This is a genomic window from Nostocoides jenkinsii Ben 74 (assembly GCF_001046875.1).
GTDB classification, from domain to species: Bacteria; Actinomycetota; Actinomycetes; order Actinomycetales; family Dermatophilaceae; genus Nostocoides_A; species Nostocoides_A jenkinsii.
Genome location: NZ_HF571038.1, coordinates 3,093,029 through 3,120,006, shown reverse-complemented (window position 1 = coordinate 3,120,006; position 26,978 = coordinate 3,093,029). Strand labels below are relative to the sequence as shown.

The window sequence follows — 26,978 nt, the reverse complement described above, 5'->3', positions numbered from 1 at the left end:
GGGGGGGGGGGGCGGGGGTGGCGACCGCTGACATAGGCTGATCGAACCCCATCCCGCCCCTCGTGAGGAGGAACGTCATGGCCGATACCGGTCGCGCCCGCAAGGTCGCCGAACGCATCAAGGACGTGATCGCCGAGAACCTGCAGAGCGTCATCAAAGACCCTGATCTCGGCTTCCTCACCATCACCGACGTGCGCGTGACGGGGGATTTGCAGCACGCCTCCGTCTTCTACACCGTCTTCGGCGACGACGACCAGGCCGCCCGCACCGCCCGCCTGCTCACCGCCAACACCGGGCGGCTGCGCAGCCTCGTCGGCAAGCACCTCGGCATCCGCCTCACGCCGACCTTGGAGTTCATCCCGGATGCGTTGCCCGACAGCGCGGCGCACCTCGACGATCTGCTCAAGGTCGCCCGCGAGCATGACGCCCAAGTCGCGGCGAGCGCCGCCGGCGCGGTCTATGCCGGCGACGCCGACCCTTATAAGCACGACGAGGACGAGAACGACGACGTCGACGCCGAAAGCGTTCGCTCGTGAGCGGTCGGTGAGCGCCGATCGCGCCCGCCGCGATCCGGCCCCCGACGGTCTGCTCCTGTTGGACAAGCCGGCCGGCTGGACCAGCCACGACGTTGTCGCCAAGACGCGCCACCTCGCCGCAACGCGCAAAGTCGGGCACGCCGGCACCCTCGATCCGATGGCCACGGGCGTCCTCGTGCTCGGGATCGGCCGCGCCACTCGTCTGCTGACCTTCCTCGTCGGCTGTGACAAGGCGTATGGCGCGACCATCCGCCTCGGCGCCACCACCGTCACCGACGATGCTGAGGGCGAGATCACCGCCACCGCTGCGGTCAATTTCTCCGAGGGTGACCTCGCCGCTGCTGTGGCCGGCCTCACCGGTGACATCCAGCAGGTTCCGTCCGCCGTCAGCGCCATCAAGATCGACGGGCAGCGCGCCTATGCGCGGGTCCGCGGCGGCGAAGACGTCGTCCTCGCCCCTCGCCCAGTCACGGTCTCGCAGTTCACGATCCAGCAGCAGCGCCCGGTCGTCGTCGATGGCGTGCCGATGCTCGACGTCGATGTGCACGTGGAGGTGTCGTCCGGCACGTATGTCCGTGCCCTCGCCCGCGACCTCGGCGCCGCGCTCGGCTGCGGCGGCCACCTGACGGCTCTGCGGCGCACCCGCGTCGGGCGGTTCGATATCGCCGACTGCACCACTTTGGAGGCGCTCACCGGGGCGGCGGACGCGGGGGAGGGGCTCCCCATACTTCCCTTGGCTGAGACCGCAGTCGGCTTCGCGCGGCGCTCGCTCACGCAGGAGGAGGCCCGGGAGATCTCGTTCGGGAGGCGCATCCCGTCCGCCGAACCCGGTCGCGGCGAGGTCGTCGCGGCCGTCGGTCCCGACGGGCGCCTGGTCGCGATGCTCGATGAGAGCCGCGCGACGGCGCGTGCCCAGGTCGTCTTCACCCCGGCGAGTTCGTAGGCTGTGGCAGTGCTCCGATGGACCGATGCCGCGCACACGCCGCCGCAACTCAACCCGTGCGTCGCGACCTTCGGCAACTTCGACGGCGTCCACCGCGGTCACCAGGCCGTGATCGCGCGCGTGCGGGCGGAGGGGGAGCGGCGCGGCATACCCAGTGTCGTAGTGACTTTTGATCCGCACCCGGTGCGAGTCCTGCACCCCGAGCGCGCGCCCGAACTCATCAGCCCCGGTCCGCTGCACGAGGACCTGCTCGCCGAGACCGGGATCGACGGATTGCTCGTGATCCCGTTCACCTGGGACTACGCGCAGCAAAGCGCGGAGGACTTCATCCTCTCCACCTTCGTGCGCGGGCTGGGTGTGCAGGCGCTCGTGGTCGGCGCGGACACCAAGGGCTTCGGAGTTGGTTACACCGGCGACGTCGACCTGATCCGGCAACTCGGGGCGGACCACGGCTTCGAGGTCGTCGTCCTGCCCGACCTCGGCGACGACCAGCGCTGGTCCTCCAGTGCCGTCCGCGCCCACCTGCGCGCCGGCGAGGTGGCCGACGCGGCCGCCGTTCTCGGCCGCGCCCACCGCGTCGTGGGCACGGTCGTCCACGGCTTCCACCGCGGCCGCGAACTCGGCTACCCGACCGCCAACCTGGAGCGCCGGTCCCGGGGCGTGGTCCCCGCCGACGGTGTGTATGCCGGGTGGCTGACTCGGCTCGACCTCCCCCCGGAGGCGGTGGACCGGCGCCTGCCCGCCGCGATCTCGGTGGGCACCAATCCCACCTTCGAGGGGACCGAGCGGACCGTGGAGGCCTACTGCTTGGACCGCACCGATCTCGACCTGTATGGCGAGGAGGTGGCCATCGACTTCGTCGAACACATCCGCCCGACCTTGAAGTTCGCCTCGATCGACGACCTGCTGGAGGCGATGTCCGCGGACGTCGCGAAGGCCCGCGCCATCTTGGAGTAGCCAGTCGGTGTGACGTGCTTGACTTGTGACCCTTCCCACGTGACTTGCCCACCCCGGGCATGGCACCATGCCACTTAACCCTGCCCGCCCGTAACCCTGCCTGCTAGACCATTCCCGACAACCCGCCCTCCCGACGCTTGAAAGAGTGGACGACGATGCCCACCACCGCCACCCCCGCCTCCGAGAAGATCGACGAGAAGATGCTCGCCGACCGCGCCCAGAGCGTCGGTCACCTCTTCCGCAGTCGCGTTCAAAAGACCCCCAACCGCGTCGCCTACTGGTACCCGACCGGCGACGACTACGCCAAGGTCACCTGGGCGGAGGTGCAGGACCGGGTCTACCCGATGGCCGCGGGGCTGATCAGCCTCGGCGTGCAGAGCGAGGACCGGGTGGCGCTCGCCTCCGGCACCCGCTACGAGTGGGCGTTGGCCGACCTGGCCAATATGTGCGCGGGCACGACCACGACGACGATCTATCCGACCACCATCGCCGACGACGTCGCGTTCATCCTCGCCGACTCCGGCAGCGTCGCAGCGTTCGCCGAGGACGCGACCCAGGTCGAGAAGCTCCGCAGCATCCGCGACACCATCCCCGACGTCCGCAAGGTCATCGTCTTCGACGGTGAGGGCGACGGCGACTGGGTCATGAGCCTGGCGGAGCTCGAAGACGCCGGCCGCGCGCTGCTCGCCGAGGAGCCGGGCGCCGTCGACGCGCGCATCGACTCGATCGAGTCCGACCACCTGGCCACGATCATCTACACCTCTGGCACCACCGGTCGGCCTAAGGGCGTGCGGCTGCTGCACAAGACCTGGACCTACCAGGGCGCCGCGACGGGCGCGATCAAGATCCTGCAGGAGGACGACCTGCAGTACCTCTGGCTGCCGCTGGCCCACGTCTTCGGCAAGCAGCTCCTGACGATTCCGCTGCAGGTCGGCTTCCCGACCGTCATCGACGGCCGCATCGACAAGATCGTCGAGAACCTCCCCAAGGTGAAGCCGACCTTCATGGCGGCCGTGCCCCGCATCTTCGAGAAGGTCCACGGCAACGTCTCGTTGATGATGCAGAAGGAGGGCGGCGCCAAGCTCAAGCTGTTCAACTGGGCCACCGGCGTCGGTGCCAAGATCTCCGACCTGGAGATCGCCGGGCAGAAGCCGGGCGTCGCGCTCGCCGCCCAGCACCGCCTCGCCGACAAGCTCGTCCTGTCGACCGTGCGCAACCGCTTCGGCGGCAACATCCGCTTCTTCATCTCCGGCTCGGCAGCCCTCAACTACGAGATCGCGAAGTGGTTCCACTCCGTGGGCCTGCCCGTGGCCGAGGGATACGGCCTGACTGAAACGAGCTCCGCGGCATACGTCAATCGGTTGGAGAACTTCAAGATCGGTTCGGTCGGTTGGCCGCTGCCGGGCCTGGAGACCCGCATCGCCGAGGACGGCGAGATCCTGCTGCGCGGCGAAGGCATCATGTCGGGCTACCACAACAACCCCGAGGCCACGGCCGAGGTGCTCGACGACGACGGCTGGTTCCACACCGGCGACATCGGTGAGCTGGATGCCAACGGCTACCTCAAGATCACCGACCGCAAGAAGGACCTCTTCAAGACCTCCAACGGCAAGTACGTCGCGCCGTCGCAGCTCGAAGCCAGCTTCAAGGCGCTCTGCCCGTATGTCAGCCAGATCCTGGTGCACGGCAACAACCGCAACTTCGTCTCCGCGCTGGTGACCCTCGACGCTGAGGCGATCAAGCCGTGGGCCGCCGCCAATGGCCTGGGCGAGAAGTCCTACGAGGAGATCGTGACGTCGGCGCAGGCGCACGACATGGTCCAGGGCTACATCGAGCAGCTCAATGGCAGCCTCAACCGCTGGGAGCAGGTCAAGAAGTTCAGCATCCTCGGCTCCGACTTCACCGTCGACGGTGGCGAGCTCACGCCGAGCCTGAAGATGAAGCGCAAGGTCGTCCAGGACAAGTTCGCCAAGGACTTGGACGCGTTCTACGCCTGACGACTGGCCCAGTCAAGCTCCTCGTATGGTGCGGTGCTCCCGATTCGGGGCACCGCACCATACGTTGGGGGGAGCCTCGTGACGTTGGGGGAGGGTCGTGCGGCACGTAGGCTTGCGGGATGTCTGGTCAGTCCCTGTTCCACGAGCTTGAGCCGTTGCTGGAGCGCGTTCGCAAGCCGATCCAATATGTCGGCGGCGAACTCAACTCCACCATCAAGGACTGGAATGTCGGCGGCGTCGGGCCGGCGGGCGAGGAACTCACCGTCCGCTGGGCGCTGATGTATCCCGATGCCTACGAGATCGGGCTGCCCAATCAGGGCGTCATGATCCTCTACGAAGTTCTCAACGAGCGTCCCGATGCGCTGGCCGAGCGGACGTATGCCGTGTGGCCGGACATGGAGGAGGCGCTGCGGTCGACGGGGCTGCCACAGTTCACCGTCGACGGGCACCGCAGTGTGCGCGACTTCGACGTCTTCGGCATCTCGTTCTCGACTGAGCTCGGCTACACCAACTTCCTCAATGCGCTCGATCTCGCCGGCATCGCCCTCCACGCGCGCGATCGGGGGATCGACGAGCCGCTCGTCATCGTCGGGGGCCACGCGGCTTTCAACCCCGAGCCGATTGCGGACTTCATCGACGCGGCGATCGTCGGCGACGGCGAGCAGGCCGTCTTGCAGGTCACCGACGTCATCGCAGACTGGAAGGCGGCCGGTCAGCCGGGTGGCCGGGAGGAGTTGCTGCGGCGGTTGGCGCGCACGGGCAATGTCTATGTCCCGAGCTTCTATGACGTCTCCTATCTGCCGGACGGCCGCATCCGTCGGGTCGCCCCGATCGAGTCCGGGGTGCCGTGGCGTATCGCCAAGAACACCGTCATGGACCTCGACGAGTGGCCCTATCCCAAGCAGCCGTTGGTGCCGCTAGCCGAGGCTGTGCACGAGCGGATGAGCGTCGAGATCTTCCGCGGCTGCACCCGCGGGTGCCGCTTCTGCCAGGCCGGGATGATCACGCGTCCGGTGCGCGAACGCACCATCACCGGCGTCGGGGAGATGGTCGAACGCGGTTTGGCCGCAACAGGTTTCGAGGAGGTCGGGCTCCTGTCGCTGTCGAGCGCGGACCACTCCGAGATCGGGGCGATTGCCAAGGGCCTGGCGGATCGGTATGAGGGGGAGCAGGTCGGGCTGTCGCTGCCCTCCACCCGCGTCGACGCCTTCAATATCGATCTCGCCAACGAGCTGACCCGCAACGGGCGCCGCTCCGGGCTGACGTTTGCGCCGGAGGGGGGCAGCGAGCGGCTGCGCAAGGTCATCAACAAGATGGTCAGCGAGCAGGACCTGATCGACACCGTTGCCGCGGCCTATGGCGCGGGCTGGCGTCAGGTGAAGCTCTATTTCATGTGCGGCCTGCCGACCGAGACCGACGAAGACGTGCTGCAAATCGCCGACCTCGCCAAGAAGGTCATCGACACCGGCCGCCGGGTGAGCGGTCGCCGCGATATTCGCTGCACCGTCTCCATCGGCGGCTTCGTGCCCAAGCCGCACACGCCATTCCAGTGGGCGGCCCAGCTCGGGGCCGAGGCGACGGACGCGCGGTTGGCGAAGCTGCGCGAGGCCATCCGCGCCGACCGCAAGTATGCGAGCGCGATCGGCTTTCGCTATCACGACGGCCAGCCGGGGATTGTCGAAGGCCTGCTCTCGCGGGGCGATCGCCGGGTGGGCCGGGTGATCGAGCGCGTCTGGCGCGATGGTGGCCGTTTTGATGGCTGGCGGGAGTACTTCTCGTACGACGCGTGGATGGCGGCGGCGGAAGGCGAGCTCGCGGCATACGGCGTGGATGTGGACTGGTTCACCACGCGCGAGCGCGGCGAGAGCGAGGTCCTGCCCTGGGATCACATCGACTCCGGGCTCGACAAGGAATGGCTCTGGGCCGACTGGCAGGACGCGCTGGATGAGCAGGAGCAGGAGGACTGCCGGTGGACGCCGTGCTTCGACTGTGGCGTGTGTCCGCAGTTGGGCACGCATATCCAGATCGGGCCCACGGGGAAGCAGTTGTTGCCGCTGACCGTGGTGTGAGGCGCGGTCCGCAACCCGTGGGCAGATGCTGACCTGCGCCGTGACCTGGATGAGCTGGCTGGCCAGACACTGGCCGAGTTGTGACATCAGGATTGCTCGATACGAGCATCTTCATTGCCTCCGAAGCCGGGCGACCGCTCGGCCCCTTGCCAGACCGGGTCGCGCTGTCGGTCGTGACGCTCGGAGAACTCGAACTCGCAGTCCTCGCCGCGAGTGATGACGACGTCCGCGCCCGCCGGGCAGACACGCTCACGCCCTCCTGGTCGGGGCCGGTGTCGTCAGCGGGATCGCTTGCTGGATCCTGCTCGCGATCACGGGGATCGGTGCGGTGCTCGCGGCGCACGCGGGGCATTAGGTCGTCCTGCGCGTTGTCGGCGCCGTTGTGTTGGTCGGCTACAGCTTGATGATTCTCTGGCATTCGCGGCACAGCTCGGCTGCGGCCTCGGCGAGCCAGGATCAGGCGAGGCGGACGCGGAGCGGGATCGCGGCATACCGACTGGGGTTGGCGACGAATCTGGCGAACCCCGAAGGCGCTGGTCTTCTTCGGCGCCCTTCTGGCGAGCCTGTTGCCGCCATCGCCGGACGCGGCCCTGCGGGTCGAGGTGATGGCGTCCATGCTGGCGTTGGCGGGGGCGTGGTTCGCGCTGACCGCGCTCGCGACGAGCAGTGCGGTGGTGGTGCGGGCCTCAGATCGCGCCCGGACGGGGATCGATCGGGTTCTTGGGGCCGTCTTTGTCGGCCTCGGGGCCACTCTGCTCGGCCACTCCTGACGGTGCGTGGGGCGCGCTCGATAGCGTGAGGTCATGAACGGTCCGGGCCACCACCAGGGCACCACGTTGCGTTTCCTCGCCGCGCCAACCGATGCGGGCCAGTCCGGATCGGTGTCGGCCGGCAAGGTCTTGTGTAAGCCTCCTTGGCTTGCTGGAGTGGATCGACAAGGCCGGGTATGCCGCGGTGGCCCGGTGGAGCGGCACGTATGCCGTGACGGCATATGTCGGGAATGTGCGCTTCACGCGCCCGGTCGAGGTCGGCGGTGGTGCGACGCGAGATTGAGGAGGCGATGCAGGAGGTCGTCTTCTCCGAAGCCGGGACCGCGCCGCGGATCACCATGCGCTTCCTGGCCGCGCCGACCGATGTCAACTGGGGTGGCAAGGTGCACGGCGGCATCGTCATGCGGTGGATCGACGAGGCGTCGCACGTGCTCGCGACCTCATGGACCGGCGATGCTCACAATGTCGCGATCTTCACCGGCGGCGTTCGGTTCTATCGGCCGCTGCGGATCGGTCACCTGGTGGAGGTGGAGGCGCGGCTGCTGCATACGGGACGGACGTCCATGCACATCGGTGTCCACGTCCGCTCCGGCGACCCGGCGACCGGGGAGATGGAGCTGACCACCTACTGCCGCACCGTTTTTGTCACGATTGACGAGGCGCGGAAGGCGGAACCGGTCACCCCCTGGCTCCCCGTCACGGACGAGGATCGTGCCTTGGACGCCCACGCCCTGGAACTCAGCGCCATCCGCGCCCGCCACGGCAACTAAGGCGAGGCTGTCGAGGTCCCGGACGTATCACCGGCACCGGCCCGGTCCTCATACGTGGTGAGCCGGGCGACCGTCCGGCCGTCCATGGCCGGTAACGGCCTCACGAAGGGGGCAGCTCATGCCTGGCACGACCCACGACGACATCTCGGTGCGATTCCTCGAGTCCGGCGCGATCGACTTCGACCGCATCGGAGCCTTTGTCGCCTCACTCGGCGCCGACGCCCACAAGGACGACGGTCTCCACGGCGTGCTGTTCGGCAGGATCAACACTCTCGCGTGTGTCTTGCCGGCGGAGATGCTCGAGCGCATCATCCGGGGGCGGGACATCGCGCCCGTGCTTGAGGTGACTACCGAACAGTGACACCGATGTCCGCGAGGACCGCGACGCCGCGGCAGTTCGGCCAGAGTGAGGTGCCCACCTCGCTCTGGCCGGCTGCCGACCTGCAGCGCCGGGTCCGAAACGCCATCACCGTGGTCGCGGCGGCTGTGGCGGATTTCGGTGAGGCGGGCTACTCCTGCTCGGGGCGGCCTGCCTTGGGCTTCGGTCCCGAGAAGATCCTCGCCGAGGCGGCCATGCTCGCGTATGCCGCTTCCCGCGTCCCTGATGCCGACACCCATTCTGCGGCAATGGATTTGGCGCGCTCAATCGCGACGGCGGTCCGCACGCCGGAGGCGCTCGCGGACCTGGCGCTGCGGCCGCATCGCGTCTTCAAACGGGCCGTGCCACACGTTCTGCTGACGAAGATGGGCCTTCCGGACGACGAGTTCAATTCTCGCGCAAGGCCATTCGCTGATCGTGTGCTGTCGCACGCGCTGGATGAGCCCGGAACCGTTCTCGCGGAGCGGGATTGGGTGGCGCGCCTGTGGGCACTGACCACGCCAGCCAGCGGTGGGTGGAACATGCTCTCCCGACCGCTCAATCTCGCGATTGATTCGCGCGAGGAGGCGTATGGCGTGACCCACCTGCTGATGTACGTCACCGACTTCGGCGCGCGGAGCGGGGTGGCCTGCCAACGACCCGTCGAGGAGATCGCCGCCGATGTCGAGGCGCTGCTGGTGCGCTCGCTCGATCGGGAGGATTACGACCTGTGCGCCGAGCTGCTCATGGGTTGGCCTGAATTGCGGATGGCGTGGACGCCGGGGGCGGGCTTCGCGTTCGCGGTGCTGGCCGAAGCGGAGGACCGGCATGGCGTTTTGCCCTGCGGCAACCTCAATGCCGTTGTGTTGGATTCGCTTGTGGGACAAGAACGTCGGCGCTATGCGCGGGCAATGTCCTATCACACGGCACTCGTGATGGGCATGCTCTGCGCCACGGCCGCGACCTACTCCGCGCCGCTGGCGACGTACCGGGCCGACCCGGGCGGTCTGCCTGCCCGGCCGCTCGGTGAGGTGAGGGAGTGGGGTGGGTGGCGGGCGGCATACGACCGGCTCGGGGAGGACCAGCGGCGTGAACTCGCTGGCCTGGTGAGCGATATCGACATCTCTCGCGCGCTGGGCGACCCGCCCGACGCCCGCGCCGTCCACGCGGCATTGCAACAAGCGCGGGTGGCCGGGCTCCCGCCCGGGCCGTGGCAGCGGGCGGCGGAGCAGTGGCTTGATCTCGTCGTGGCTGCCCTCGCGCGCTGATCGCGGACCACGCTCGCTGACGGACCGCTGGTTCGCTGCTCTGCCGTGCATCACCATGATGCAGATATGATGCGATCATGCGAACGACGGTGGACCTGCCTGAATCGGTGCACCAGCGCGCACGCGAGCTCGCCGCATCGCGCGGTCAGTCCCTGTCCGCGGTGATCGCGGAGTTGACGATCCGCGGCCTCGCGGCGTCCGGCGAGCCGCTTATGGTCACCCCATCTGGCCACTCGCGGTTCCCGACGATCTCCCTGGGGGGCGGCCCGATCACGAGCGATGACGTTGCGGCCGCGTTGGACGACGAGTGACGACCTACCTCCTCGACGCCAACGTTTTCATTGCCTTGGCGGTGCAGGAGCATGTCCACCACGCGCGCTGCGATCGCTGGTTGGCCACTGTCGCGGGGTTCGCCACCTGCCCCATCACGCAAGGAGCCGTGGTGCGCTTCCTCCTGCGCTCCGGGGCCTCAGCGACGGACGCTCGACGGTGGCTCGTTGCTTTGGCAGCGACGCCCGGCCACGATTTCTGGGCGGATGAGCTGGCCTTCGATGGCGCCGACCTGGCGCACGTGACCGGGCATCGTCAGGTCACCGATGCCTATCTGCGCTCGTTAGCCATCGCTCGCGGTGGCGTTCTGGCAACTCTCGACGAACCGCTCGCCGCGCAATCGGGAACGCTACTGATCCCGGCGCTGCCCGCGTGACAGGGTGGCCAGATGCAGGGGAGCGGGCGGCATACGGTTGGGCTAATCAAGGACGAGGATCTGCTCGATGTCGCGCGCCTGCGCGGGCACTGGTCGACCGGCGAAAACCAGCAGCCCGCAACGGATTTCGTGGACGCCCTGCGCGCGTGGTGGACGGCTGAGAATCGGGTGGGCTGGCTGGCCCGCGTCGATGGGTATGCCGTGGGCATGGTGAATGCCGCGATCTTCACCCGGATTGCGAAGCCCGAGAGGACCCCACAACGCTGGAACTATGTCGCGAATATGTGGGTCGATCCGGATTTCCGGCGGCGTGGGATCGCCACCGATCTGATGGCGTATGCCGTGGCCTGGGCCCGCGCCGAAGGCATGGTCCGCATCGTGCTGGCTCCTAGCCCGATGTCGATATCGCTCTATGAATCGGTCGGCATGCGCGCGGCGCACGACCTGATGCGCCTCGACCTCGACCCGCCGATTTAGGCTCCGCGGGCTCAGCTGCGCAGGGCGGCGACCGCCTCGCGGAAGGCGGCTGTATGCCGATCAACATCCTCGGCGGTCGTGTCCGGGCACATCAGGGCCATGTTGTGGAAGGGCGTCATCAGGATGCCCCGGTTGCACATGGCCAGGTGCATGTAGGCGTCCAACTCGTCGTCGGCCGCGGCGGCCGCCTCCTCGCCGGTGCGCGGGGCGGGGGAGACGAAGCGGTACTCCGCCCGGGCTCCCAATTGCGCGATCGACCAGGGCAGCCCGAACTCTGCCAGGGACGCCTCAACCCCCTCGGTGAAGCGGGTCGCCAGCGCGATCATCCGCTCGAAGGCCTCCGGCGTCAGCACCTCCCCGAGCGTCGCCCGCATGGCCGCCAGGGAGAGTGCGTTGCCGGCCAGGGTCCCGCCGACACCGCCGACATCGATGATGTCGGCCTCCCCAGAGGACGTATGCCGCGTCACCGCCCCCGCGACCGACTCACTCAATCCGTAAGCGCCGCAAGAGATTCCGCCGCCGATCGACTTCCCAATGACGAAGATGTCCGGCTCCAACCCCCACGCTGTCGTCGCGCCACCCCAGCCCGCGGAGAAGGTGTGGGTCTCATCGATCATCAGCAACGCGCCATAACGCGTGGCCAACTCGCGCAGCCCAGCCATGAAGCCCGGCTCGGGCAGCACGATCCCGATATTGGTCAGCGCCGGCTCCGTGAGAATCGCCGCGACATCCTCGTGCTGCAACGCTGCCTCGACGGAGGCCAGGTCATTCCACACCGCCGCCCGAGTCGTCAGGTCCACCGGCACCGGCGGCGCAACGTTGCCGGGCCGCGAGATCGTCGACCCGTCCGGCCCGGCGAGCGCGAAGGCCTCGTCGACCGAGCCGTGATAGCTGTAGCCGAATACGAGAATCTTCGGCCGCCCGGTCGCCAGGCGCGCCAGCCGGATGGCCCAGCGGTTCGCATCCGTCGCCGAAAGACTGAAGCTCCACAGCGGCATACGGAAACGTGCCGTCAACTCGGCCCCGACCCACTGAGCATCCGCGGTGGGGAGCATCGTCGTCGCGCCGCCCTGATCGGCATACCGTGTGGCCACCGCTTTGATCGTCGCCTCGGGAGAGTGCCCGGCCATCGCCGCGGTGTCGCCGAGGGCGAAATCCACATAGGTATGGCCGTCGACATCGGTGATCCGCGCCCCGCGGGCGTGGTCGAGATAGAGGGGGAAACCACCGGACCATTTGTTCATCCACGTCATCGGGACGCGGCCGAAGAGGTTGCCGGCCGCGGCATACAACTCCTGCGAGCGGGGGTTGGCGGCCGCGTAGGCGGCTTGTTCGTCGGCCAGGAGGGCAGCGAGGCGGGAGCGGTCGATCGGCACCATGCGCACACCATAGGGGCGGGATATTCTTCGGCGCGATGGCCTCCCCACGCACCCCCGACGGTCCGCCGCCCGCCCCACCGGTTCAGCGGTTGCGTATTCGCTATGCCCGCCGCGGGCGGATGCGCTTCAGTTCCACGCGCGACTTCGCTCGCGCGCTGGAACGCGCCCTGCGCCGGGCCGAGGTCCCGATGGCGTTCAGCGCGGGCTTCCACCCGCACCCGCGCATTTCGTATGCCGGGGGCGCCCCGACCGGGATGTTGAGCGAGGCCGAGTACTTCGAGATCGCCTTGACTCGCCAGTGCGATCCGGAGCGAGTCCGCGCCGACCTCGACTCGGCTCTGCCCGAGGGCCTCGACATCCTCGATGTCGTGCCCGCGAGCGGGAGCAGCCTCAACGATCTCTTGGAGGCGAGTGAGTGGGAGGTCGCTTTCCCGGGGGTCGGTGCGGATGACCTCGCAGATGCAATTCGTATGGTGCGCGCCGCCGACACGGCCCCCGTCACCCGCCTCTTCAAGACGGGGGAGAAGACGTTCGACATCCTTCCGGCACTCCTTCGTGCCGAGGTCCGCGCCGGGGAGGGGTGTGCGATAATGGCGCTGGTCGTCCGGCATGCCACGCCCGCCGTACGCCCCGACGACGTCTTGACAGCGCTTCGTCAGGTTGCCCGCTTCGAGGCACCGAGCACCCCCCGGGTGGTTCGGCTCGCCCAAGGTCCGTGGGATCCCGACGCAGCGCAGGTGACCGATCCACTGGCCGCCGACAAGATCGCCGCCGCCGCCCCAGGTGACGCGCCCTAGCGCGAGCCCGTCGCGGAGACCAAGACTTCCGGGGCGGCCTCGGCCGCCACGACTCGACCGTGTCCCACACGGCGATTCGGGCCTATCCACTGGCCGGGCGTGGCCGATTCGCCACGTGGCCAGAGAGGCCGTTCCATGACGGACAACTTCGAACCCGGCGCCGGATCCGACGACAATTCGGCCGGCTCCCCGGCGGCATGCGGCGTCCCCGCAGTCGACAGGCCTGCAATCGACAGCCCCGCAATTGACAGTCCGGCTCCGCGGAAGCGCGCCCGGCGGGCCACGAAGGCGACGGCTGCCCCCGCGACCGGCCCGGACGCCGTAGCAGCCGGTGCTGCGGAAGCGGCCGGTGACGAGCCGGCGGCCGACGTGGCCGTTGATGAACCTGCACCCACCAAGGCCAAGCGCGCGGCCAAGGCAGCGCCGCGCAAGAAGTCCGCCGCAAAGGCGGCCAAGAAGCAGGCTGCGGCGCCCGATTCCGGGTTGTTCGACCTGCTTCAGGTCCCGGAAGGCGCAGCCGAGGAACAGTCCGGCTCCCACCAAGAACTGGTTGCCTCTGACGCCGCGACCGAGTCGGAAGAGCCAACCGAGTCGGAAGAGGCGACCGAGGCTGGTGATGAGGTGGACGGCGAGGACACCGACACCGAGAACACCGACGCCGAGGACACCACTGTGGGTCCGGCTCCGCTGGCCCCGGCCTTCGGGCTGTTGTTCCAGGCGCCGCAGGCGGCTGCCCCCCGCCGGGCCAGTCGGCCGGCAGGCTCAGCCGCGGTCCGCCCTGCCCCCGCGCCCACGCCGGAGACCGCCGAGCCGATCGACGAACCAGCCGATGCCGACGACACGCAGGCGGCCGAGTCCGATGAGGGCAATGCCGAGGGCGGGGCTCCCAATCGCAGCCGTCGCCGCCGCGGCGGCCGTGGCCGCCGTGCGCGTACGGGTGACGACGCACCCGCGGGCGAGGCGTCCAGCGACGACAACGCAGAGCGCGACAGCGACGACGAGGAGTCCGAGGTCGAGCAGGACGGCGATGACTCATCCACAGCCCGCCGGCGCCGTCGCCGTCGGCGTGGTGCGGGCGCCGGCGAGAGTGACGACCCGCCCGGCACCGTCACGCGAGTGCGCGAGGCGCGCCGCGACGAGCCACAGGCGGTCAAAGGCTCGACCCGGCTCGAAGCCAAGAAGATGCGCCGCCGCGAAGGCCGCGAGGCCGGTCGCCGCCGCACGATCATCACCGAGAAAGAGTTCCTGGCCCGCCGCGAGAGCGTCGAGCGTGTCATGGTCGTCCGTCGCCTCGACGGGCGCACTCAGATCGGCGTGCTGGAGGACGGCATCCTCGTCGAGCACTACGTCTCGCGGACAACCAATGTGTCGCTGGCGGGCAATGTCTATCTCGGGCGCGTCCAGAACGTCCTTCCCTCGATGGAGGCGGCCTTCGTCGACATCGGCCGCGGGCGCAACGCCGTGCTGTATGCCGGTGAAGTCAACTGGGATGTCGCCGGCCTCGTCAGCGGCGAGCCGAAGCGCATCGAGAATGTGCTCAGTTCCGGTGAGTCGGTGCTGGTCCAGGTCACCAAGGATCCGATCGGGCACAAGGGCGCCCGGCTGACCTCGCAGATCTCGCTCCCGGGTCGCTACCTCGTCTATGTGCCGCAGGGCTCGATGACCGGTATCTCGCGCAAGCTGCCCGACACCGAACGCAACCGGCTCAAGTCGATTCTCAAGGAGATCGTGCCCGCCGACGCCGGCGTCATCGTGCGCACCGCGGCCGAGGGCGCAAGCGAGGAGGAGTTGCGTCGCGACGTCGAGCGCCTGGCCAAGAAGTGGGAGCGGATCAACACCGCCTCCGCTGGCAAGACCGGGCGCAAGGGCTCCAACGCCCCAACCCTGTTGTATGCCGAGCCCGACCTCACGGTGCGCGTCATCCGGGACGTCTTCAACGAGGACTTCACCTCGTTGGTCGTCTCCGGTGATGACGTGTGGACCGAGATCAGCGACTACGTCGAGGATGTGGCCCCCGACCTGGCCGCCCGGATGACGAAGTGGACCGGCGAGCAGGACATCTTCACCGCGCACCGCATCGACGAGCAACTTGCCAAGGCACTCGACCGCAAGGTGTTCTTGCCCTCTGGTGGATCGCTGGTCATCGACCGGACCGAGGCGATGACCGTCGTCGACGTCAACACCGGCAAGTTCGTCGGCTCCGGCGGCAACCTCGAAGAGACCGTCACCAAGAACAACCTCGAAGCCGCCGAGGAGATCGTGCGCCAGCTTCGGCTGCGTGACATCGGCGGCATCATCGTCATCGACTTCATCGACATGGTGCTGGAATCCAACCGCGACCTCGTGGTGCGGCGCCTGCTGGAATGCCTCGGTCGCGACCGGACCAAGCACCAGGTCGCCGAGGTCACCAGCCTCGGGCTCGTCCAGATGACCCGCAAGCGCGTGGCTTCCGGTCTCCTGGAAGTGTTCTCCGAGATCTGCGATCACTGCGACGGTCGCGGCGTGTTGGTGCGCAGCCACCCGGTCGACAAGGGGGTCGACGGCGGCTCCGGCGCGTTCGACACGGGCAACCACGGCTCCGGCACCTACGGCTCCGGCACCCACGGCTCCGGCAGCCACGGGTCCGGCAACCACTCGTCCGGAGCCTATTCCGGTCAGGGGGGATCCGGCTCGACCGGGCGCTCGTCCGGAAGCCGATCGAGGCGTGGCCGCCAGCAGGACGAGGACCGCAACACCGACCGCGTCGCCACCGAGGAGGCGCCGGTTCCCGCCCGCGGCGGCCCGACCGCGGCACAGATCGCCGCCGCGGCGCATGCGGCGGCGGTCAAGAGCCAGAACCGCCAGGAACTCCCGGTTCCCGAGGACGAGACGTCAAGCGCGCCTGCAGTCGAGGCCAAGGCGGTGACTGAGCCGATCGAGGCCGGAGTCGGCATCGCCGAGACCGAGGGCTCGCCCGTGGCAGGAGCCGCTGAGACTCTGAGCTCGGAAACCGAGGCCGCCGACGCCGAAGGCTCGGAAACCAAGACAAAGGAATCCTCGGGCTCGGGATTCGCAGGATCGGAAACCGCAGGCTCGGAAACCGAGGAGACCGCGGCCGTCACCGCCGATCTTGAGCCAGGCGGCGAGGACTCCGAGGTCAGCGCCCCGGAAGCCGACGACGACGGCAGCGAGCCGGAGTCGGCGGAGGGGGAGGCCGCGGCATACGGTCAAAGCATGTCCCAACCCCGCTCGGGCGGGAGTCCTCGGCGTCGTCGGGGACGGGCGACCTCCCCGGCCGGACCCCCGCGCGCGGGCGGCGGCGACAACGCCTGACGACGCGGTGCCCACCAGCTGCCGGCTTTTGGTGGCACGGGCCCGCTGCGGTAGGCTAGTCCTTCGGTGCGCCCACCGAGTTGATGTCCCGCGAGCGGGGTAGCTATCGGCCGGTTCAGAGTGCGTTCCCCCATTGCAGAGGAAGAGAGTTCTACGTGTACGCGATCGTTCGCGCTGGTGGCCGCCAGGAGAAGGTGTCTGTCGGCGATGTGCTGCTCATCGACAAGGTCTCGGCGAAGGCCGGTGACAGCGTTGACCTCCAGCCCCTCCTGCTCGTGGATGGCGCCACCGTGACCAGCGACGCGGGCAAGCTTGCCAGCGTGTCGGTCAAGGCCGAGGTCGTCGGCCCGGCCAAGGGCCCCAAGATCACGATCATGAAGTTCAAGAACAAGACCGGCTACCGGAAGCGTCAGGGTCACCGCCAGCACCTGACCCAGGTCAAGATCACCGCGATCAACGCCTGATCCACGAGCGCACGAAGGACTATCTGAGATGGCACACAAGAAGGGCGCATCCTCGACCCGCAACGGTCGTGACTCGAATGCGCAGCGGCTCGGCGTCAAGCGCTACGGCGGCCAGCTCGTCGGTGGCGGCGAGATCATCGTTCGCCAGCGCGGCACCCACTTCCACCCCGGTGACAATGTGGGTCGAGGTGGCGACGACACGCTGTTCGCGCTGACCGCGGGCCACGTCGAGTTCGGCACCAAGCGCGGTCGCCGCGTCGTCAACATCGTCCCGGTGGCCGCGGCCGCGAAGTGACCTCCCCGGTATGCCGCGCGCGCGGCATACGCACGGGTGCGCGGGGTGAGCCGAGACCGGCTCACCCCGCACTCATGTTTTTGGTCGGGTCCTGTGCCCGGCCGACCTCCGCCTCTGATGTAGGGAGACACCGATGACCACCTTCGTCGATCGCGTCGTGCTGCACGCGAGCGCCGGCGACGGCGGCCACGGCATCGCGTCCATCCGGCGGGAGAAGTTCAAGCCGCTCGGCGGTCCGGACGGCGGCAACGGCGGCCATGGCGGGGACGTCATCCTCGTCGTCGACCCGCAGTCGACCACCCTGATCGACTACCACCGCAGCCCGCACCGCAGCGCCGACAACGGCAAGCAGGGCGCGGGTGACGAGCGCAATGGCGCTAATGGCGAGCCGCTGGTTCTGCCGGTGCCTGATGGCACCGTGGTCACGACGCGCTCGGGGGAGATCATCGCCGACCTCGTCGGTGCTGGGGCGAGCGTGACGATCGCGCGCGGCGGCCGAGGTGGGCTGGGCAACAAGGCAATTGCGTCACCCCGCCGCAAGGCTCCCGGCTTTGCGCTCCTCGGGGAGCCGGGTGAGTCGGTCGACGTCGTTCTGGAGTTGAAGTCACTCGCCGACGTCGCGCTGATCGGCTTCCCGTCGGCCGGCAAGTCCTCGCTCGTGTCGGTTATCTCTGCGGCGCGACCGAAAATCGCGGACTATCCGTTCACCACGCTGGTGCCCAACCTGGGCGTCGTCACGGCGGGGGAGATGCGCTTCACCGTGGCGGATGTGCCGGGGCTGATCCCCGGGGCATCCGAGGGGCGGGGCCTTGGCCTGGAGTTCCTGCGGCACGTCGAGCGGTGCTCGGTCCTCGTCCATGTGATCGACTGCGCCACGCTCGAGCCCGGCCGTGATCCCCTCACGGATCTCGAGGTCATCGAGGCAGAGCTTGCCGCCTATTTGCCGAGCGGGACTCTGGGTGGACGTCCGCTGACCGAACGCCTTCGGATGGTGGTGCTCAATAAGGCTGACGTGCCCGAGGCGCGTGAGCTCGCCGAGCTGGTCGAGCCCGACTTGCGCGCGCGCGGTATGGAGGTGTTCGTCGTCTCCGCAGTCGCGCACATTGGACTTCGGGAGTTGACCTTCGCGATGGCGCGGGCCGTTGAAGCCGCACGCGCAGAGATTGCCGCCGAGATCATCCCGCAGCGAATCGTGTTGCGCCCCAAGGCGGTCGATGAGAAGGGTTACGAGGTCATTCGCGAGGAGCAAGACGGCGAGACCGTCTTCCGCGTCGTCGGCGAGCGCACGACCCGGTGGGTTCGCCAGACCGACTTCAACAACGACGAGGCCGTTGGCTACCTCGCCGACCGGCTGCAGCGCGCTGGAGTCGAAGAGGCGCTGCTGAAGGCCGGCGCGGTCTCCGGCTCGACCGTGCTGATCGGCCCGGTCGACAACGCCGTGGTCTTCGATTGGGAGCCGACGATGGTCGGGGGCGCTGAGCTTCTCGGCGGTCGCGGCACGGACGCTCGCTTCGAGGACCGCCACCGCCGCACCAACCACGAGCGCCGCGCCGAGTTCCACGCGCGCAAGGACGCCGTGACGGCGGTCCGCGAAGAGCTCGCCGACGAGCGCCGCGCGGGGCACTGGAGCGACCCCGCAACGGACGACTGAGGGCCTGGCTCGTGGTCATGGTCGAGCCTGCCGCGCAGGCCCGCGAGCGCATCGTCGGTCCCGGGCGCATCGTGGTCAAGGTCGGGTCCTCGTCACTGACGATGGACGGCGGCCGGCGCCTTGATCCCGAGAGGATCGAGGCCCTGGTCGCGGCCTTGGCGAATCGTCGGTTGACCGGTGATCAGGTGGTGCTCGTGTCGTCCGGCGCCATCGCGGCCGGCATCGGGCCGCTGGGGTTGGTGCGCCGCCCCCGGGACTTGGCCACCCAGCAAGCCGCGGCCTCGGTGGGACAAGGGGCCCTGTTGGCGGCCTACACGGGCGCGTTCGCGGCATACGGGTTGACGGTGGGGCAGGTGCTGTTGACGGCGGACGATGTGACCCGCCGCTCGCACTACACCAACGCGCGGCGCACGCTGGATCGCCTGCTTGACCTCGGGATCGTGCCGATCATCAACGAGAACGACACCGTGGCGACGCACGAGATCCGGTTCGGCGACAACGATCGGCTCGCCGCGCTCGTCTCTCATCTCGTTGCCGCACATAGTTTGGTGCTGCTTACCGATGTTGACGGTTTGTATGACGGTCCGCCGAGCGAGCCCGGCACCTCCCGCATCCCGCTCATCCGCTCGCTCGCGGATCTGGAGTCGGTGCGGATCGGTGGTACTGGCTCGATGGTCGGGACCGGCGGGATGGCGACCAAGATCGAGGCTGCGGCCATCGCCAACTCGGCGGGGGTGACGGCCGTGTTGTGCGCGGCGACCGCGGTCGGGTCGGCGCTGGCCGGCGAGGACGTCGGCACGGTGTTCTTGCCGGGTGCTGGGGGCCGGGGGAGCCGCAAGCTGTGGATTGCCCACGCGACGACCCCGCGGGGCACCCTGACGGTGGACGCCGGTGCGGTGGCGGCGTTGGTGGAGCGGCGAAAGTCGTTGCTGCCGGCCGGAATCACCGCTGTTGCCGGGTCCTTCGTGGACGGTGACCCGGTGGACGTCGCCGGCCCCGACGGGTCAGTCTTCGCTCGGGGGTTAGTGAGCTACGACGCGTCGGAGTTGCCGCAGTTGCTGGGGCGGTCCACCCGTGAACTCGCTCGGGCCTTGGGGCCGGAGTATGAGCGCGAGGTCATCCACCGCGATAACCTCGTCATCCGCTGACCCGGCACGCTTTCCTGCGCGGACGCAATAACCTGGCGCGGACGCAATAACCTGGCGCTGACGCAATAGCTATTGCGTCCGCGCCAGGTTATTGCGTCCGGGGGCGGGGGCCGCTGGGGAGGCGGCCCGGCCGTTCGGGATTTCGTGAGTGCCGGACCCGCTACTGAGAATGGCGACATGTCACCGGCCACCGAGCTCGACGGCCTGCGCTAGTTTGGCCTGGCGACAGCGCTGCCGGCCGCGACCTTCCTATTCGCGTCGGCGCTCGCGGGGGCGTGGACCGACCACATCGGGCCGCGACGGACCCTGATCGGCTCGCTGTTCGCCCTCGCCTTGGCGCAGATCGGGTGCGGGTTGGCGCCGACCATGGAGGTGCTCGTCGCCGCTCGGGCGCTGTCCGGCGTGGGGGAGGGGCTTCTCGACATCTCACTCGTCGTGCTCATCGCGGACCTGCTCCCAGAATCCTTGCGGGCCAAGGTCTTCGCGGCCTTCTCGACGGCGTGGATTCTGCCGTCGATGCTCGGGCCGGCGATCGCCGGGGCGATCACGGACTGGGTTGGGTGGCGCGCGGCGTTCCTGTTGCCGCTGCTGCTGCTCGGGCTGGCGATCCCGGCGTTGCTTCCCGCAATCCGACTCGCGCAGGGCCGGGAGCAGCGGCCCTGGACGACGCAGGAGTGGGCGACGATTCGCGCTGCGGCCATCGTGGCAAGCGCCATCGCGGTGCTGACCTGGGGTGTCTCGGCGGGGGCGTCGGGCAGTTGGTTGCCGATCGGCGCGGCCGTCGGCGCGGCCATCGTGGTCGCCGCCCGCCTGACGCACGTGCTGCCCACCGGGACGCTGCGAGCGGAGCGGGGGGCGCCCGCTCTGATCCTCACGGTGCTGACGCTCAGCGTCGCGTTCACCGGCATCGGTAGCCTCCTGCCCCTGTTGCTGGCGACCGTGCGCGGGCAGAGCGCCGCCATCGCTGGGCTCAGCTTGTCGATCACGGGGGTGTTCTGGGCACTGGGTTCAAACATCTCGTCCCGCGACGCTCTGCGCCGACGCTACTCACCCGGCCGGATCTCGGCGCTGGCCATGGCGCTCATGGCTGTGGGTGGATTAGGTCCGCTGCTGCTCGCGCTGGACCTGATCCCGCTCGCCCCGGCCCTGGTGGCCTTCGCGCTGTCGGCCACCGGCATGGGGCTGATCAACACCACCTTGTCCGTGCACCTGACGGTCCTGGTGCCAGGGGAGGAACTGGGGAAATACCTCGCCGCCCGAACCATCGCCGTGGCCGTCGGTGTCGCCGCAGCGACGGCCTTGGGCGGCGCGCTCGTCGCGGCCGAAGCCGACCACCTGACCGCCCAGCCCATCACGTTGACGGTGGTGGTCGGCATACTCGCCGCTCTGGCTACCGTCCCCCTCGCGCGTCGGGTGGACGCGGGGCACCCCCAAGGAACTGCTGCTAGCAGCAGTTAGTCAACAGTGGACACCTAGCAAGTTTGTCCGCAGTTGGCCACGTTGTGCTGAGTTGGCCAAACCCCAGCCGAACCCTCACCGAGCGCGGGTCGGCGTGAACTCGCAGGCCGGGTGGGCGATCTCCTCCTGGCTCTGGACCAACTGCAGCTCGCGGCGTCCGGACTCCAGCGTCCGCTTCAAAAGCGCATAGACCGACGACACCGTCTTGGCCAGCGCCTCGTCGGGGCGGCCGGACTCCAGCAGGTGCGCTGTGAACAGCGCCGCCGTCACATCCCCGGAACCATTGGCCTTCATCGGCAACTGCGGCGTCTGCACGATCCAGGCCTCGTCGCCGTGCACCGCCAGCATCTCGATCGTGCCCTCGGGCCGGTCGGGGCGCAGCACGCTCGTGACGAGCACGGTCGACGGCCCCATCGCCCGGGCCGCATCGACCGCCGCGAGCGTGGACTCCAACGACTCCGGCTCGGTCCCAGTCAAGAAGCCCAACTCGAACTGATTCGGCGTGATCAGGTCGGCGGCCGGAACGACCTTCTCCCGCAAGAGGATCGGAATGTCCGGGTGGACGAAGCAGCCCGACTTCGCATTGCCCATCACCGGGTCGCACGCATAGATCGCCGACGGATTCGCCGCCTTGACCCGAGCCACCGCATCGAGGATCACGTCCCCGATCTGCGTTCCACCCTGATAGCCAGACAGCACCGCATCGACCTCGCCGAAGGCCTCGCGTTCCTCCATGCCCGTGATGACCTCGCGCACATCGTCGGCGGGGATGAGCGGGCCGCGCCACGCGCCATACCCCGTGTGGTTGGAGAAGTTGACCGTATAGACCGGCCACACCTCCACCCCGAGCCGCTGCAGCGGGAAGACGGCGGCCGAGTTGCCGACATGGCCGTAGGCGACGGCCGACTGGATGGAAACGATGGTGGTCACCGGGCCATTGTCGCGCACCGCCTACCCTTGGACGTATGTCGAGCATCTCCCCCGAGGCGATCGCCACCGTCGCCGACCTGGCCGGGAAGTCGCGGGTCGCCGCCCGCGAACTGGCCCTGCTCTCCCGTGCCCGCAAGGACGAGGTCCTGCGCGCCCTCGCCGACGCCCTCGACGCCGCCACCGAGCGGATCGCCACGGCCAATGCCGAGGACCTGCAGCGCGGGCGTGACGGGGGTATGCCGGCCAGTCTTCAGGACCGCCTCAGCCTCACCCCGGCGCGGATCGCCGCGATCGCCGACGCCGTCCGCGATATCGCCGCTCTTCCCGACCCGGTGGGCGAGATCGTCCGCGGCTCGACGCTGGCCAACGGCCTGCAGATCCGCCAGGTCCGCGTGCCGATGGGCGTCGTCGGGATGATCTACGAAGCGCGCCCCAATGTCACCGTCGACGCCGCCGGACTCGGCCTGAAGTCCGGCAACGCCGTTATCCTGCGCGGTGGCTCGGCGGCGGCCTCCTCCAACCGCGTCCTGGTCGCCGTCATGCGCGAATCCCTTGCCGCACAAGGCATCAACCCCGACGCGATCGGCCTGCTCGATGGCGGCGGCCACGATGCCGTCCGCGCCCTGATGACCGCCCGCGGCCTGGTCGACCTGCTCATCCCGCGCGGGGGAGCGGACCTGATCAACTCCGTCGTCCTCAACTCCACGGTGCCCGTCATCGAGACCGGCATCGGCAACTGCCATGTGTATGTCGATGCCGCCGCCGATCTCGACAAGGCCCTCGCCATCACCATCAACTCCAAGACGCACCGCCCGTCGGTCTGCAATGCCGCCGAGTCGTTGCTGGTCCACGACAAGGTGGCCGGCGACTTCCTGCCCAAGGCGCTCACCGAGCTCGCGGGGGCGGGGGTGGTCCTGCATACGGACGAGCGCGCGAGCGCCATCGCCGACGTTGCGGGGGTCCCCTTCGCGATCGCGACCGACGAGGACTTCGCGACCGAGTTCCACGGGCTGGAGATGAGCGTCGGAGTCGTCGACTCCCTCGACGCGGCGCTGGATCACGTGCGCGCGTTCGGGTCCGGCCACACCGAGGCCATCGTCACCGAAGACCGCGCCGCCGCCCGCCGCTGGACCGCCGAGGTCGACGCCGCGGCCGTCATGGTCAATGCGTCCACCCGGTTCACCGATGGCGGCGAATTCGGCTTCGGCGCCGAGATCGGCATCTCCACCCAGAAGCTGCACGCCCGCGGCCCGATGGCCCTGCCCGAGCTCACGACGACCAAGTGGATCGTCGAGGGCGACGGACACGTGCGGGCCTGAGTTCGCATGCACGACAAGGAAGTTCGCAAGCTTACCGAGCTTGAAGACACGCACTGGTGGTATGCCGAGCGCCGCCACCTGCTCGCCCGTTCGGTCGCCGGTATGCCGCCCGGCAGGGCCCTCGACATCGGCGCCGCCGGCGGCGGCAACTCCCGTGTCCTCGCCGCCGCGGGCTGGTCGGTCATGGCGCTGGAGTATGGCGCGGAAGGCGCCCAGGTCGGCAAAGAGCGCGGGCTCGACGTGCTGCGCGCCGATGCGACGGCGCTGCCTATCGCCACCGACTCCCTCGACCTCGTCGTCGCGTATGACGTGCTGGAACACATCCCCGACCACGATGCCGCCGTCCGCGACGTTCGCCGGGTGCTCGGCCCGGACGGGACCTTCCTCATCGCCGTCCCGTGCGACCCGAAGCTGTGGTCCGCGCACGATGTGGCGGTCGATCATGTGCGCCGCTACACCAAGACGACGCTCACAGATCTGTTGGTGCGCAACGGATTCCAGATCACCGACCTGTGGTCGTGGAATGTGTTGCTCCGCCCGACGGTCCAGCTGCGCCGGCGCACCAGCACCGGCAGTGACCTCGAAGCACTCCCGCGCATCGTCAACGCGGGCCTGCGGGCGATCGTGACCGCAGAGCGCTATCTGCCCGTCAAAGCCCTGCCAGGCGTGACCCTGATGGTGACCGCTCGGCCCCGCTGATCAGGACTCTCCGGATCGGGAGGCAGATTCCGGATCCGCGCCCGCCTCAACTGTGGAACCCGTGGCAGCCGAGTCGTACGCGACGTAATACGACGGGCGGGCCTGGGACGCGGCATACAACCGGCCGACGTATTCGCCGAGGATCCCGAGCGCGAGCAACTGCACCGCGCCCATCCCGGCCACGATGACCACGGTCGACGTCCACCCGGCCACGACCTGGCCCGTCGCCTTGGCTACCAGGGCATAGACGAGCAGCGCCACTGCGGCGAGGCCGCCGAGCAGACCCAGCAGGGTCGCGAAGCGCAACGGCGCCAGCGAGAACGCCGTCAAGCTGTCGACGCTCAGGCGCAGCATTTTGGTGAACGGATACTTCGAGGTTCCCGCGGCGCGCTCCGCGCGGCGGTACTCCACCGTCTCCGAGGGAAAGCCGAGCGCCGGGACGACGAACCGGAGCACACGGCCATACTCAGGAAGGGCGTTGACGGCCTCGACAGTCGCCCGGGACATCAGTCGGAAGTCGCCCGCGTCGGCCTGGGCCGAGGTGCCGGCGAGGCGACCCATCGTGCGATAGAAGGCGCGGGCGGTGCCCCGCTTGAAACGGGAGTCCGACGAGCGATCGGAGCGCACCCCATACACGACATCGACGCCCTGCTCCCGGGCGGCGGCGAGCATCGGCGCGATCGTCTCGGGCGGGTCCTGGAGGTCGGCGTCGAGCGTGACCACGAAATCACCACGCGCCCGCATGAGCCCGGCCGAGATCGCCGCCTGATGGCCCGCGTTCGCGCGCAGGCGCACCACCCGCAACTGCTCCCAACCGCGCCGCTCTCGCTGCAGGCCGATCGCCGTGCCATCGGTCGAGCCATCGTCCACGGCGACGACTTCGTAGGTCACCCCGAGCCCGTCCGCCACCGGTCGCAACCGCGCCACGAACAACGGCAGCACGCTTTCCTCGTTGAACATCGGCACGACGATGCTCAGCACGGGAGGTGGGGCCGCCGACACAGGGCACAGGGTATGCGGAGTCCGGCCCAGGATCGACGCAGGCCCTTCGCGGTATGAGGCGCGAAGGGCCCGCGTCGACTGTCAGGTCCGGACATCGCGCGGGCGACTCCGGAAGCCAGGGGGCGCTGGCCGGCCGGTGTGACACCGAAGTCCCTGACACCGGGCAGCCCAGGGAGTCGCGTGGCGGTTCCGCGCGAACCCCGCGGACTGGCACTGCCAGGCCAACCCCGAAGGATCGGACACGCCCCGTTTTCTCGGCCGGGCCGACTGCTGCCGATCAAGGATCGGCGCGTGCCATTTAAGCCGCTGAGCCGTGTCCGTGCAACGAGCCCGCGGGGCCATATCGATGAGCGGTCGCGCGATCCACCGACTGTCAACAACCGCTGAGCCTGAGGGCCGCGCTGTGCACAGCCCTGTGGGTGAAACCCGTGGATGACACGCCGGTCGCGGTGCTTGCCGAGCGCGTCTCTCGGCCGCGGCGCCACGCCCGCGGCCGGGGCGCTAAGGTTGGCGGCATGTCGATGAGCCTGACCATGCTGGCCGCCGAGGGCGAGGAGCACCTGCGCGAGTTGCCCATGCCGGCCTATATGTATGCCGTGATCGCCCTGATCGCCTTCGCTCTGCTGCTGGCGGTCACGTGGGCCTTCCGCGGCACCGCGGCCAAGCTCGGCCAGCCGAAGGGCCAGCACGGCGCAGGTCAGCAGGGTCACGGGGGACACCACTGACCCCCAGCACCACCTCACGCCGACCGGTGCGTCGGCTCGGGGTCATGGGCGGCACCTTCGACCCCATCCATCACGGCCACCTGGTGGCGGCCAGCGAGGTGCAGTCACTGTTCGAACTCGACGAAGTCGTCTTCGTGCCGACGGGCCAGCCGTGGCAGAAGGCCGATCGGCAAGTCAGCAATGCCGAGGATCGTTATTTGATGACGGTGGTGGCGACCGCCTCCAACCCCCGGTTCACCGTGAGTCGTGTCGACATCGACCGCGACGGCCCGACCTACACCATCGACACATTGCGGGACCTGCGGACGCAGCATCCCGAGGCCGAGCTTTTCTTCATCACCGGCGCGGACGCGCTGGCCCAGATCCTGTCCTGGAAGGACGCGGAGGAGCTGTTCGAGCTGGCCCAGTTCATCGGGGTGACGCGACCTGGCTACGTCCTCACGGAGGACGGTCTTCCCGCCGACCGCGTTCATCTGCAAGAGGTGCCGGCCATGGCGATCAGTTCCACCGACTGCCGCGACCGGGTCGGTGACGGCGAACCCGTCTGGTATCTCGTCCCCGATGGCGTCGTTCAATACATCAACAAACATCAGCTGTATGCCGTAGAGGAGTCCCGTGCCAGCCACTGACTGCGCCAAGGGCTTGGCGCGCGCCGCCGCCGAGGCGGCCGCCGACAAGATCGCGACCACCATCGTGGGCATCGACGTCAGCGGAGCGCTGCCGCTGTCCGACATCTTTGTGATTGTGTCGGCCGAGAGTGAGCGCCAGGTCGCCTCGATCGTCGACGAAGTCGAAGAACGCGTCCGGCTCGCCGGTGCCAAGGTGCTGCGCCGAGAAGGCAACCGCGAAGGCCGCTGGGTGTTGCTCGACTTCGGCGACATCGTGGTCCACGTCTTCCACGAGGACGAGCGCAACTTCTACGACCTCGAACGCCTGTGGCGGGAGAGC

The 26,978-nt window shown here is 68.9% G+C and carries 28 protein-coding genes; 25 read left to right on the top strand and 3 right to left on the bottom strand.

What is annotated here, in order from left to right; all coding sequences use genetic code 11:
* The first annotated feature begins 77 nt into the window (after positions 1–77).
* From rbfA to BN13_RS14855, 13 genes are all read left to right on the top strand, one after another.
* Entirely contained in the window at positions 78–536 is a 459-nt protein-coding gene (rbfA, locus tag BN13_RS14905) for a 30S ribosome-binding factor RbfA (protein ID WP_048548018.1), read from the top strand.
* Positions 537–543: 7 nt separating this feature from the next.
* Complete coding sequence (truB, locus tag BN13_RS14900; protein ID WP_048548017.1) at positions 544–1,479, top strand: tRNA pseudouridine(55) synthase TruB; 936 nt, start codon at positions 544–546, stop codon at positions 1,477–1,479.
* Between the two features lie 9 nt (positions 1,480–1,488).
* Positions 1,489–2,436 (top strand): bifunctional riboflavin kinase/FAD synthetase, encoded by a 948-nt coding sequence (locus BN13_RS14895; protein ID WP_048548016.1) that lies wholly within the window; start codon positions 1,489–1,491, stop codon positions 2,434–2,436.
* A 155-nt stretch (positions 2,437–2,591) separates the two neighbouring features.
* On the top strand, positions 2,592–4,433 hold the full coding sequence (locus BN13_RS14890; RefSeq protein ID WP_048548015.1) for an AMP-dependent synthetase/ligase: 1,842 nt from the start codon (positions 2,592–2,594) through the stop codon (positions 4,431–4,433).
* A 119-nt stretch (positions 4,434–4,552) separates the two neighbouring features.
* Positions 4,553–6,502, top strand: a complete 1,950-nt coding sequence (locus BN13_RS14885; RefSeq protein ID WP_048548014.1) for a TIGR03960 family B12-binding radical SAM protein — start codon at positions 4,553–4,555, stop codon at positions 6,500–6,502.
* A gap of 416 nt (positions 6,503–6,918) precedes the next feature.
* Positions 6,919–7,272 (top strand): LysE family transporter, encoded by a 354-nt coding sequence (locus tag BN13_RS20460; RefSeq protein WP_157038623.1) that lies wholly within the window; start codon positions 6,919–6,921, stop codon positions 7,270–7,272.
* A gap of 148 nt (positions 7,273–7,420) precedes the next feature.
* On the top strand, positions 7,421–7,555 hold the full coding sequence (locus tag BN13_RS21025; protein WP_456152391.1) for a hotdog domain-containing protein: 135 nt from the start codon (positions 7,421–7,423) through the stop codon (positions 7,553–7,555).
* Positions 7,539–8,042, top strand: a complete 504-nt coding sequence (locus tag BN13_RS14880) for an acyl-CoA thioesterase (protein WP_456152390.1) — start codon at positions 7,539–7,541, stop codon at positions 8,040–8,042. The genes BN13_RS21025 and BN13_RS14880 overlap by 17 nt, the downstream gene beginning before the upstream one ends.
* A gap of 118 nt (positions 8,043–8,160) precedes the next feature.
* Positions 8,161–8,403 carry a hypothetical protein gene (locus tag BN13_RS14875; RefSeq protein ID WP_048548013.1) on the top strand — a complete coding sequence of 81 codons (243 nt, stop codon included), beginning with the start codon at positions 8,161–8,163 and terminating at the stop codon, positions 8,401–8,403.
* Positions 8,404–8,408: 5 nt separating this feature from the next.
* Entirely contained in the window at positions 8,409–9,668 is a 1,260-nt protein-coding gene (locus BN13_RS14870; protein WP_048548012.1) for a DUF6895 family protein, read from the top strand.
* A 77-nt stretch (positions 9,669–9,745) separates the two neighbouring features.
* Entirely contained in the window at positions 9,746–9,979 is a 234-nt protein-coding gene (locus BN13_RS14865; protein ID WP_048548011.1) for a hypothetical protein, read from the top strand.
* Entirely contained in the window at positions 9,976–10,374 is a 399-nt protein-coding gene (locus BN13_RS14860; RefSeq protein ID WP_048548010.1) for a TA system VapC family ribonuclease toxin, read from the top strand. The genes BN13_RS14865 and BN13_RS14860 overlap by 4 nt, the downstream gene beginning before the upstream one ends.
* 12 nt (positions 10,375–10,386) lie before the next feature.
* Entirely contained in the window at positions 10,387–10,851 is a 465-nt protein-coding gene (locus tag BN13_RS14855) for a GNAT family N-acetyltransferase (protein ID WP_048548009.1), read from the top strand.
* An 11-nt stretch (positions 10,852–10,862) separates the two neighbouring features.
* Here BN13_RS14855 and BN13_RS14850 read toward each other — a convergent pair whose 3' ends face one another.
* Complete coding sequence (locus BN13_RS14850) at positions 10,863–12,230, bottom strand: transaminase (protein ID WP_048548008.1); 1,368 nt, start codon at positions 12,228–12,230, stop codon at positions 10,863–10,865.
* Positions 12,231–12,265: 35 nt separating this feature from the next.
* Here BN13_RS14850 and BN13_RS14845 point away from each other — a divergent pair, with 35 nt between their 5' ends.
* From BN13_RS14845 to BN13_RS14815, 7 genes are all read left to right on the top strand, one after another.
* On the top strand, positions 12,266–13,027 hold the full coding sequence (locus tag BN13_RS14845) for a TIGR03936 family radical SAM-associated protein (RefSeq protein WP_053079810.1): 762 nt from the start codon (positions 12,266–12,268) through the stop codon (positions 13,025–13,027).
* Positions 13,028–13,162: 135 nt separating this feature from the next.
* Positions 13,163–16,339, top strand: coding sequence for an Rne/Rng family ribonuclease (locus BN13_RS14840; protein ID WP_053079809.1), 3,177 nt, complete (start codon positions 13,163–13,165; stop codon positions 16,337–16,339).
* A 155-nt stretch (positions 16,340–16,494) separates the two neighbouring features.
* Positions 16,495–16,803, top strand: coding sequence for a 50S ribosomal protein L21 (gene rplU / locus BN13_RS14835; RefSeq protein ID WP_048548006.1), 309 nt, complete (start codon positions 16,495–16,497; stop codon positions 16,801–16,803).
* Positions 16,804–16,831: 28 nt separating this feature from the next.
* Entirely contained in the window at positions 16,832–17,098 is a 267-nt protein-coding gene (gene rpmA, locus BN13_RS14830) for a 50S ribosomal protein L27 (RefSeq protein ID WP_048548005.1), read from the top strand.
* Positions 17,099–17,231: 133 nt separating this feature from the next.
* Positions 17,232–18,749: a GTPase ObgE gene (obgE, locus tag BN13_RS14825; protein WP_048548004.1), complete on the top strand. Its 1,518-nt coding sequence runs from the start codon at positions 17,232–17,234 to the stop codon at positions 18,747–18,749.
* A 17-nt stretch (positions 18,750–18,766) separates the two neighbouring features.
* Positions 18,767–19,897, top strand: a complete 1,131-nt coding sequence (proB, locus tag BN13_RS14820) for a glutamate 5-kinase (RefSeq protein WP_048549260.1) — start codon at positions 18,767–18,769, stop codon at positions 19,895–19,897.
* A gap of 219 nt (positions 19,898–20,116) precedes the next feature.
* Positions 20,117–21,355: an MFS transporter gene (locus tag BN13_RS14815; protein ID WP_084733795.1), complete on the top strand. Its 1,239-nt coding sequence runs from the start codon at positions 20,117–20,119 to the stop codon at positions 21,353–21,355.
* Between the two features lie 75 nt (positions 21,356–21,430).
* Here BN13_RS14815 and pdxY read toward each other — a convergent pair whose 3' ends face one another.
* On the bottom strand, positions 21,431–22,285 hold the full coding sequence (gene pdxY, locus BN13_RS14810) for a pyridoxal kinase PdxY (RefSeq protein ID WP_048549258.1): 855 nt from the start codon (positions 22,283–22,285) through the stop codon (positions 21,431–21,433).
* A 35-nt stretch (positions 22,286–22,320) separates the two neighbouring features.
* Here pdxY and BN13_RS14805 point away from each other — a divergent pair, with 35 nt between their 5' ends.
* Complete coding sequence (locus tag BN13_RS14805) at positions 22,321–23,604, top strand: glutamate-5-semialdehyde dehydrogenase (RefSeq protein ID WP_048548002.1); 1,284 nt, start codon at positions 22,321–22,323, stop codon at positions 23,602–23,604.
* 6 nt (positions 23,605–23,610) lie between these two features.
* Positions 23,611–24,303 carry a class I SAM-dependent methyltransferase gene (locus BN13_RS14800; protein ID WP_048548001.1) on the top strand — a complete coding sequence of 231 codons (693 nt, stop codon included), beginning with the start codon at positions 23,611–23,613 and terminating at the stop codon, positions 24,301–24,303.
* Here the strand turns inward: BN13_RS14800 and BN13_RS14795 are convergent, their stop codons facing one another.
* Positions 24,304–25,305: a glycosyltransferase family 2 protein gene (locus BN13_RS14795; RefSeq protein WP_048548000.1), complete on the bottom strand. Its 1,002-nt coding sequence runs from the start codon at positions 25,303–25,305 to the stop codon at positions 24,304–24,306.
* Between the two features lie 515 nt (positions 25,306–25,820).
* Here BN13_RS14795 and BN13_RS14790 point away from each other — a divergent pair.
* The 3 genes from BN13_RS14790 to rsfS form a co-directional block, all read left to right on the top strand.
* On the top strand, positions 25,821–26,030 hold the full coding sequence (locus BN13_RS14790) for a hypothetical protein (protein ID WP_048547999.1): 210 nt from the start codon (positions 25,821–25,823) through the stop codon (positions 26,028–26,030).
* On the top strand, positions 26,027–26,659 hold the full coding sequence (gene nadD, locus BN13_RS14785) for a nicotinate-nucleotide adenylyltransferase (protein ID WP_407667898.1): 633 nt from the start codon (positions 26,027–26,029) through the stop codon (positions 26,657–26,659). The genes BN13_RS14790 and nadD overlap by 4 nt, the downstream gene beginning before the upstream one ends.
* Positions 26,646–26,978: ribosome silencing factor (gene rsfS / locus BN13_RS14780; RefSeq protein ID WP_048549256.1), on the top strand; the 333-nt coding region annotated here is incomplete at its 3' end. The genes nadD and rsfS, both read left to right, overlap by 14 nt.

Bases quoted from the DNA above. Each gene is read 5' to 3' on its own strand.
- BN13_RS14890 (WP_048548015.1), top strand. From the start codon at position 2,592: ATGCCCACCACCGCCACCCCCGCCTCCGAGAAGATCGACGAGAAGATG.
- BN13_RS14865 (WP_048548011.1), top strand. From the start codon at position 9,746: ATGCGAACGACGGTGGACCTGCCTGAATCGGTGCACCAGCGCGCACGC.
- BN13_RS14800 (WP_048548001.1), top strand. From the start codon at position 23,611: ATGCACGACAAGGAAGTTCGCAAGCTTACCGAGCTTGAAGACACGCAC.
- BN13_RS14850 (WP_048548008.1), bottom strand. From the start codon at position 12,230: ATGGTGCCGATCGACCGCTCCCGCCTCGCTGCCCTCCTGGCCGACGAA.
- BN13_RS14790 (WP_048547999.1), top strand. From the start codon at position 25,821: ATGTCGATGAGCCTGACCATGCTGGCCGCCGAGGGCGAGGAGCACCTG.
- BN13_RS14840 (WP_053079809.1), top strand. From the start codon at position 13,163: ATGACGGACAACTTCGAACCCGGCGCCGGATCCGACGACAATTCGGCC.
- BN13_RS14845 (WP_053079810.1), top strand. From the start codon at position 12,266: ATGGCCTCCCCACGCACCCCCGACGGTCCGCCGCCCGCCCCACCGGTT.
- BN13_RS14885 (WP_048548014.1), top strand. From the start codon at position 4,553: ATGTCTGGTCAGTCCCTGTTCCACGAGCTTGAGCCGTTGCTGGAGCGC.
- rpmA (WP_048548005.1), top strand. From the start codon at position 16,832: ATGGCACACAAGAAGGGCGCATCCTCGACCCGCAACGGTCGTGACTCG.
- rbfA (WP_048548018.1), top strand. From the start codon at position 78: ATGGCCGATACCGGTCGCGCCCGCAAGGTCGCCGAACGCATCAAGGAC.
- BN13_RS14805 (WP_048548002.1), top strand. From the start codon at position 22,321: ATGTCGAGCATCTCCCCCGAGGCGATCGCCACCGTCGCCGACCTGGCC.
- proB (WP_048549260.1), top strand. From the start codon at position 18,767: ATGGTCGAGCCTGCCGCGCAGGCCCGCGAGCGCATCGTCGGTCCCGGG.
- BN13_RS14855 (WP_048548009.1), top strand. From the start codon at position 10,387: ATGCAGGGGAGCGGGCGGCATACGGTTGGGCTAATCAAGGACGAGGAT.
- BN13_RS14870 (WP_048548012.1), top strand. From the start codon at position 8,409: ATGTCCGCGAGGACCGCGACGCCGCGGCAGTTCGGCCAGAGTGAGGTG.
- obgE (WP_048548004.1), top strand. From the start codon at position 17,232: ATGACCACCTTCGTCGATCGCGTCGTGCTGCACGCGAGCGCCGGCGAC.
- BN13_RS14875 (WP_048548013.1), top strand. From the start codon at position 8,161: ATGCCTGGCACGACCCACGACGACATCTCGGTGCGATTCCTCGAGTCC.